The organism is Chitinophaga sp., assembly GCF_036569125.1.
Classification (GTDB): Bacteria; Bacteroidota; Bacteroidia; order Chitinophagales; family Chitinophagaceae; genus Chitinophaga.
The window spans coordinates 1-5,958 of the sequence record NZ_DATCRF010000217.1 but is presented as its reverse complement, the minus strand read 5'-3'; the positions used below and the strand labels follow the sequence as shown (position 1 = coordinate 5,958).

The window sequence follows — 5,958 nt, the reverse complement described above, 5'->3', positions numbered from 1 at the left end:
GGGAATACAGATCGCCACTGCGTAACAACACGGAGCGCGACAGCACTTTGGGTTTGAGTATTTCCTGTTTGGAACGGATGGTGATGTATTTGCGGTTATCGGTCTTAAAGCCGGTATCGGCCGGATTGCCATTGATCGGGAAATCGGGGTATACGTAAATGGAATCTACGTAATAACGTTCCCAGGCCGTAAGCGTATCTTCCGGGTTCTTGATGCGCACTGTAATATCCATGGTAGGCTTTTCCAGCCCTTTACGCTCATTAAAAATGTTGGTGATGCCTTCAAAAGGGTTCAGCGGGTTACGGAACAGCGCTTTATGCAGGGTATCTATCTCAAACTCAATGGCATCGCGGCTGAACTTAAAGTAACCGGCATTTTTTACCAGGCGCATCAGGCGCTCCCGCTCACTTACCAGGGCATCCTGTTTATAAGGCGTGTTCTTTTTGATCAGGGAAAAGGCCGCAGCGCCTGTTACCAGCTTGTGTATGGAAGAATCTTTAATATCGTAGTAAATGTTGTTCACTATAAAGTTCTTGCCGGTATTTACATAGTAGGTAACACTGGCTTTCTGGCGTTTGATCTTTTCCGTATAGGTGGCAGTGGCATAAAAGTAGCCCTGGTTATTCAGGTAGCTTACCATGCGCTGCAGGGATTCTTTCGTTTTAAGGGAATCGTACACCACCGGCGCTTCCAGGTTACGCGGCGCCAGGATAAGGCTCCAGAACCAGTTGGATTTTTTTTCGTTATACTTTTCGTTGTACAGGAATGTTTTGATGCGGGTGCCTACAAACTTGGTATTGGCCTGCTGCAGCATCAGCTGTTTAGAGCTGAGAGAGCTGCGCAGGTCCTGCCGGTCGGCAGATACCAGGCCTTCCCCTTTTACGCTTACATCGCTGGTAACATAAAGGGCCTGATTTTTTTGCAGGTATTTGGTGTTGGAGCAGGCCGCCAGCGTTAGCAGGGCAATCAGTAGTACTGTTGTATAGTTCAGGTTAAAAGAATGGGAACTATGTGGCGGCTGCATCTCGGTGAAAACAATTATGATATTTTTTAAATAGTTTTGACACCATGTTGTCAAAGGCGCAAATTAAGCATATTCAATCATTACAGCATAAAAAATACCGCCAAAAATACGGTCAGTTCATGGCGGAAGGCGATAAGATTGTGCAGGAGCTGCTGCAGGCAGGACTTGTACAGGAGGTATATGCAACGGCCGGCTGGCTGGATGAGCAGCATGCTTTAGCGGCCACACTTCCTGCTGCTAAAGTGCATGAAGTGGAGCCGCAGTTGCTAAAACAGCTGTCGGCGCTCACTACGCCTAACCGCGCCATGGCCCTGCTGCCTATACCGCCTGCAAAAGCAATGGGTGATCTGAGCGGTACCATCGCGCTGGCATTAGAAACCATACAGGACCCGGGTAACCTGGGTACTATTATTCGTATAGCCGACTGGTTTGGTATTCCGCAGGTGATCTGCTCACCGGATTGCGTGGATGCCTATAACCCCAAGACCATACAGGCCACCATGGGCAGTATTGCGCGGGTGCAGGTAGTGGAGCACGATATTATTCCGCTGCTGCAGCAGGCCAATGTACCTGCTTATGCAGCCACTTTGCAGGGAAAGAATATTGTTGAATTTGCGCCCATTAAAGAAGGCATCATCCTCATTGGCAATGAATCACGTGGCCTTAGCCAGCCGGTAATTGACCTTTGTAAATACAGGATCACTATTCCCAGGCTGGGCGGCGCAGAGAGCCTGAATGCTGCAGTAGCAACGGGGATTATTTGCGGGAGGCTATTGGTTTAATTACGAATTATTCAATTACGAATTACGAATTGAGTAGTTCACAGTGGGAAGAACCACGGAATATTAATTGTTGATAAGAATTGTCAAAACATTGAACAGTATCCAAATCGTAGTACTCAATTCGTAATTGAATAATTCGTAATTCTATTTAAACTGGATTGCCTTTACCGGTGTAATACGGCGGATGATAAGCGAGGGGATGAGCAGTACCAGTAAGCAGATGCCAAAGGTAGAGATGTTAATGAGCACTACTTCCCACCAGCGCAGGTCAATGGCGGCAACCGACATATAGTAGGATTCCTCCGGCAGCTTGAAAAAGCCGGTTGCTTTTTGCAGGAAGGCCAAACCCAGCCCCAGTAAGTTCCCCAGCAATAAGCCACTTAATACAATATATCCTGCCTGGTAAATAAATACTTTTTGAATATGCCAGTTGCGCATGCCTAATGCCTTTACAATACCCACCATGTTGGTACGTTCCAGGATCAGGATCAGGATGGCTGTGATCATGTTGATCACAGCTACAATGGTCATGATCACTATTATGATCACCTCATTTTTATTTTGTAAGCGCAGCCAGTCGAAGATGTTGGGATATATTTCCCGGATGGTGCGTACAAACAGTTTTTCGGGGATCTGGGAGTAGATCACCTCTCCGATATTGTCCATGTCCTGGTAGCGCTTCACAAAGATCTCGTATCCGCCAATATCCGTAGGGTTCCAGTTATTGAGCTTGCGGATCAGCCCCAGGTCGCCAATGACGTAGGTTTTATCATATTCCTCAATGCCGGTTTTATATATGCCCGTTACCGTTAGCTTGCGTGCACGGGGGGCCTGGCCGCCGCCCTGTATAAAGTATACAATGATCTTATCGTTCAGCTTTAATTGCAGCTCTTTGGCCAGGCTTACGGAAATAATAGCTTCCGGCGCGTAGCTGCTGTCGGTATAATGGATAGGCCGGCCCTCTACCAGGAAACGCTGCAGGTGCTGCCAGTTATAACGGGCATCTACTCCTTTAAAGATCACACCTTCAATATCTTTCTCTGCCTTAAGAATGGCGGATTTGGTGGCATAGGCGTTTACAGCGGTCACACCCGGTATACGGCTAATGCTATCGGCCAGGGAGCTGTCGGCCATAAAAGGGATCTGTTCTGTAAGCGGCCCTGCGTTAACCTGGTACTGCGTTACATGAATATGGCCCCAGAAGCTGAAGATCTTTTCCTGTATCACCTGCTGAAAGCCGTTCACCAGCGCAGTAGCCAGTATCATTACCGCTACGCTGATGGCAGTGGCAATAATGGCAATGTTGATGATGAACCTTGAAAAGGAAGATCCTTTGTTGAATGCGATCCGCCTGGCGATAAAGAAAGATAAACGCATGATAGTACGAAGAAACGGAAAAAAGGGGAGAATTGAGCGGGAAAGGTAATGGGGAAATGATGCAGGAATAGTTGTAACTTAAACCCTCTATTCAAGTGTTATGAAGATACAATGCCTTTTCCTGCTGATGATGGCAGGGCAACTGCTGGCCACCTACTCTGCTGCTGCACAGGAAACACCTCCTTCACCGGACCATATTTACTACAACAACATTAAATCGGTGAAATTCATGGCCAACGGCGATCCGCTGAGCCTTCCGGTGATACAGCTTAACTCAAGCGAGAAGCTGGAGCTGAGCTTTGACGACCTGGATAATGATACTAAGAACTATTACTACTCCTTTGTTTTATGCAATGCCGACTGGAGCCGGGCGCAGGTGAACACCTTTGATTACCTGCAGGGCTTTTCAGAGAACCGCATACAGAACTACCGCTTTTCCAGCATTGCTTTACAGAAGTATACACACTACAGCGTATCTGTGCCTAACAGCAACAGCTACCCGAAAAAATCAGGCAACTACCTGCTGATGGTGTACCTGGACAGCGATACCAGCCAGCTGGCCTTTACCCGCCGTATGATGGTAGCGGATAATAAAGCGGGGGTGGCCGGTTTTATACAGCAGCCGGTAAGTCCCAAACTGTTCCGCACCAGCCAGAAGGTGAACTTTTCCATTACTACCGGCGGGCTGAATATCAACAATCCTTTTGACCAGATCAAGATCTATATATTGCAGAACTACCGCTGGGATAATGCCATCAGCAATATTAAACCCATGTTCCTGAAGGGATCGGAAATTGTGTATAATACGGAGGTAGACTGTGTGTTCCCGGCAGGTAAGGAATGGCGCTGGGTAGACCTGCGCAGCTTTCGCCTGCAAACAGAGCGGGTAGAGAAATCGGATTACCGGCGCAACGGTACCGATATTTATGTGCGGCCGGATATAGCGCGGGCCAACACGATGTACCAGTTTATTAAAGACATTAACGGCCGTTACCAGCTGGCCACCCTGGATGATTATGATCCTAATTTTGAAGGGGATTATGCAGCGGTGCATTTCACATTCCCTTCCCGGGAGCCGTATGCAGGGTATGACATGTACATTTTCGGAGAGCTCACCAGCTATGAGTTCAATGAGAGCAATAAAATGGTGTACAACCCTGATAAAGGCGCGTATGAAGGCACCCTGTTCCTGAAGCAGGGATACTACAATTATATCTATGGCCTGATCGATAAAACCGTACCTAATAGCAAGTTCAGTACAGAATATACGGAAGGCGACAGCTGGGAGGCGGAAAATAATTACACCATCCTGATCTACTACCGCGCCCTGGGCGGGCGTGCCGATGAGCTGGTAGGCATGGTGAACCTGAACAGCATCCTTAACAGGAAATAAGCTATCAGTCCTACAGCTGGGGTACTTCCGCTTCCTGCTGCAGCACGCTTTGCCGTAGTTTTACAATGTTGGCCGCGCCGCGTTTAATGATGATGCGGGTGCCGCGGTCAAACGTAAAGTAACGGTAAAACCAGTTGATCAATACCACCATTTTATTACGGAAACCCAGCAGGCTCATAAGATGCACGATCATCCAGATGAACCAGGCAAAACGCCCGCTTAGCTTTGTTTTACCAATTTCTGCTACAGCTTTGTTGCGTCCAATGGTAGCCAGGCTGCCAAGATCTTTGTATTTAAAGGGCAGCATATTAGTGCCTCTTAAACGTTTAGCCAGGTTCTCCGCCACCAGCTTACCCTGCTGTATAGCTACCTGCGCTACCATGGGGTAACCCCGGGGAAATTTAGGATCGTTGGTCATTTGGGCAATGTCGCCAATAGCCAGGATGTTCTCATATCCTTTTACCTGGCAAAACTCATTCACTATAATGCGGCCGTTGGGAAGTATAATTTCTTTATCAAAACCATTAATAGGGATACCTTTAACACCGGCCGCCCAGATGAGGGATTTGGTATTTATTTTTTCGCCGCTGCCCAGCAGCAGGGTTTGGCCATCATAATCCTTTACTGCGGTGTTCACCAATACCTTAATGCCTAAACGCTCTGAGCCTTCCCGGGCTTTATCGGATGAGAATTCGCTCATGGCAGGCAGCAGGCGGGGGCCCATTTCCACCAGGTAAATTTTCATACAATCCAGCGGCAGCTCGGGGTAATCTTTTGGCAAAATGTATTTACGCAGCTCGGAAATAGCGCCGGCCATTTCCACGCCGGTAGGGCCGCCACCCACTATTACAAATGTGAGCTTGGCTTTTACCTCTTCTTCATCAGTAAGCAGCAGGCTTTCCTCAAATTGTTTTATTACATAGTTACGGATCTGCACGGCTTCTATCAGTGATTTCATACCGATCCCATGCTCTTCTATCAGCTTGTTGCCAAAGAAGTTGGTATTGCTGCCGGTGGCTATTACCAGGTAATCGTAACGGATCTCTCCAATGCCGGTTTCCAGTATATTTTCTGCAGGCCGCACGCCTTTTACTTCGGCCATGCGGAAATGAAAGTTCTTTTGAGTACCAAAAATGCCACGTAATGGGAAAGCAATACTATCCGGCTCCAGCCCGGCGGTAGATACCTGGTATAAAAGAGGTTGAAAAAGATGATAGTTGTTCCTGTCCAGCAAAACAACCTGTACCGGAGTTTTGCGGAGCTTTTTAGCCAGGTTAATGCCTCCAAAGCCGCCACCTACGATCACTACACGGGGCAAGCTGGTTTCCGGAATATTGGGCTGCATCATAGCAAATTATTTATTGAGTGAGACAATCTTATAG

At 47.7% G+C, this 5,958-nt stretch carries 5 protein-coding genes; 2 read left to right on the top strand and 3 right to left on the bottom strand.

Going from position 1 to position 5,958, the window contains the following annotated elements:
• Nucleotides 1–1,024 (bottom strand): POTRA domain-containing protein (locus VIM87_RS07720; RefSeq protein WP_331996425.1); only part of this gene is annotated, 1,024 nt, incomplete at its 3' end.
• Nucleotides 1,025–1,068: 44 nt separating this feature from the next.
• Here VIM87_RS07720 and VIM87_RS07715 point away from each other — a divergent pair.
• On the top strand, nt 1,069–1,806 hold the full coding sequence (locus VIM87_RS07715; protein WP_331996424.1) for an RNA methyltransferase: 738 nt from the start codon (nt 1,069–1,071) through the stop codon (nt 1,804–1,806).
• A gap of 144 nt (nt 1,807–1,950) precedes the next feature.
• Here VIM87_RS07715 and VIM87_RS07710 read toward each other — a convergent pair whose 3' ends face one another.
• On the bottom strand, nt 1,951–3,183 hold the full coding sequence (locus tag VIM87_RS07710) for an ABC transporter permease (protein ID WP_331996423.1): 1,233 nt from the start codon (nt 3,181–3,183) through the stop codon (nt 1,951–1,953).
• Nucleotides 3,184–3,283: 100 nt separating this feature from the next.
• Between VIM87_RS07710 and VIM87_RS07705 the strand changes: the two genes are divergently transcribed.
• Entirely contained in the window at nt 3,284–4,576 is a 1,293-nt protein-coding gene (locus VIM87_RS07705) for a DUF5103 domain-containing protein (protein ID WP_331996422.1), read from the top strand.
• Between the two features lie 10 nt (nt 4,577–4,586).
• On the opposite strand, the gene VIM87_RS07700 is transcribed toward VIM87_RS07705, so the two are convergent.
• Complete coding sequence (locus tag VIM87_RS07700; protein ID WP_331996421.1) at nt 4,587–5,924, bottom strand: NAD(P)/FAD-dependent oxidoreductase; 1,338 nt, start codon at nt 5,922–5,924, stop codon at nt 4,587–4,589.
• Nucleotides 5,925–5,958 lie beyond the last annotated feature (34 nt).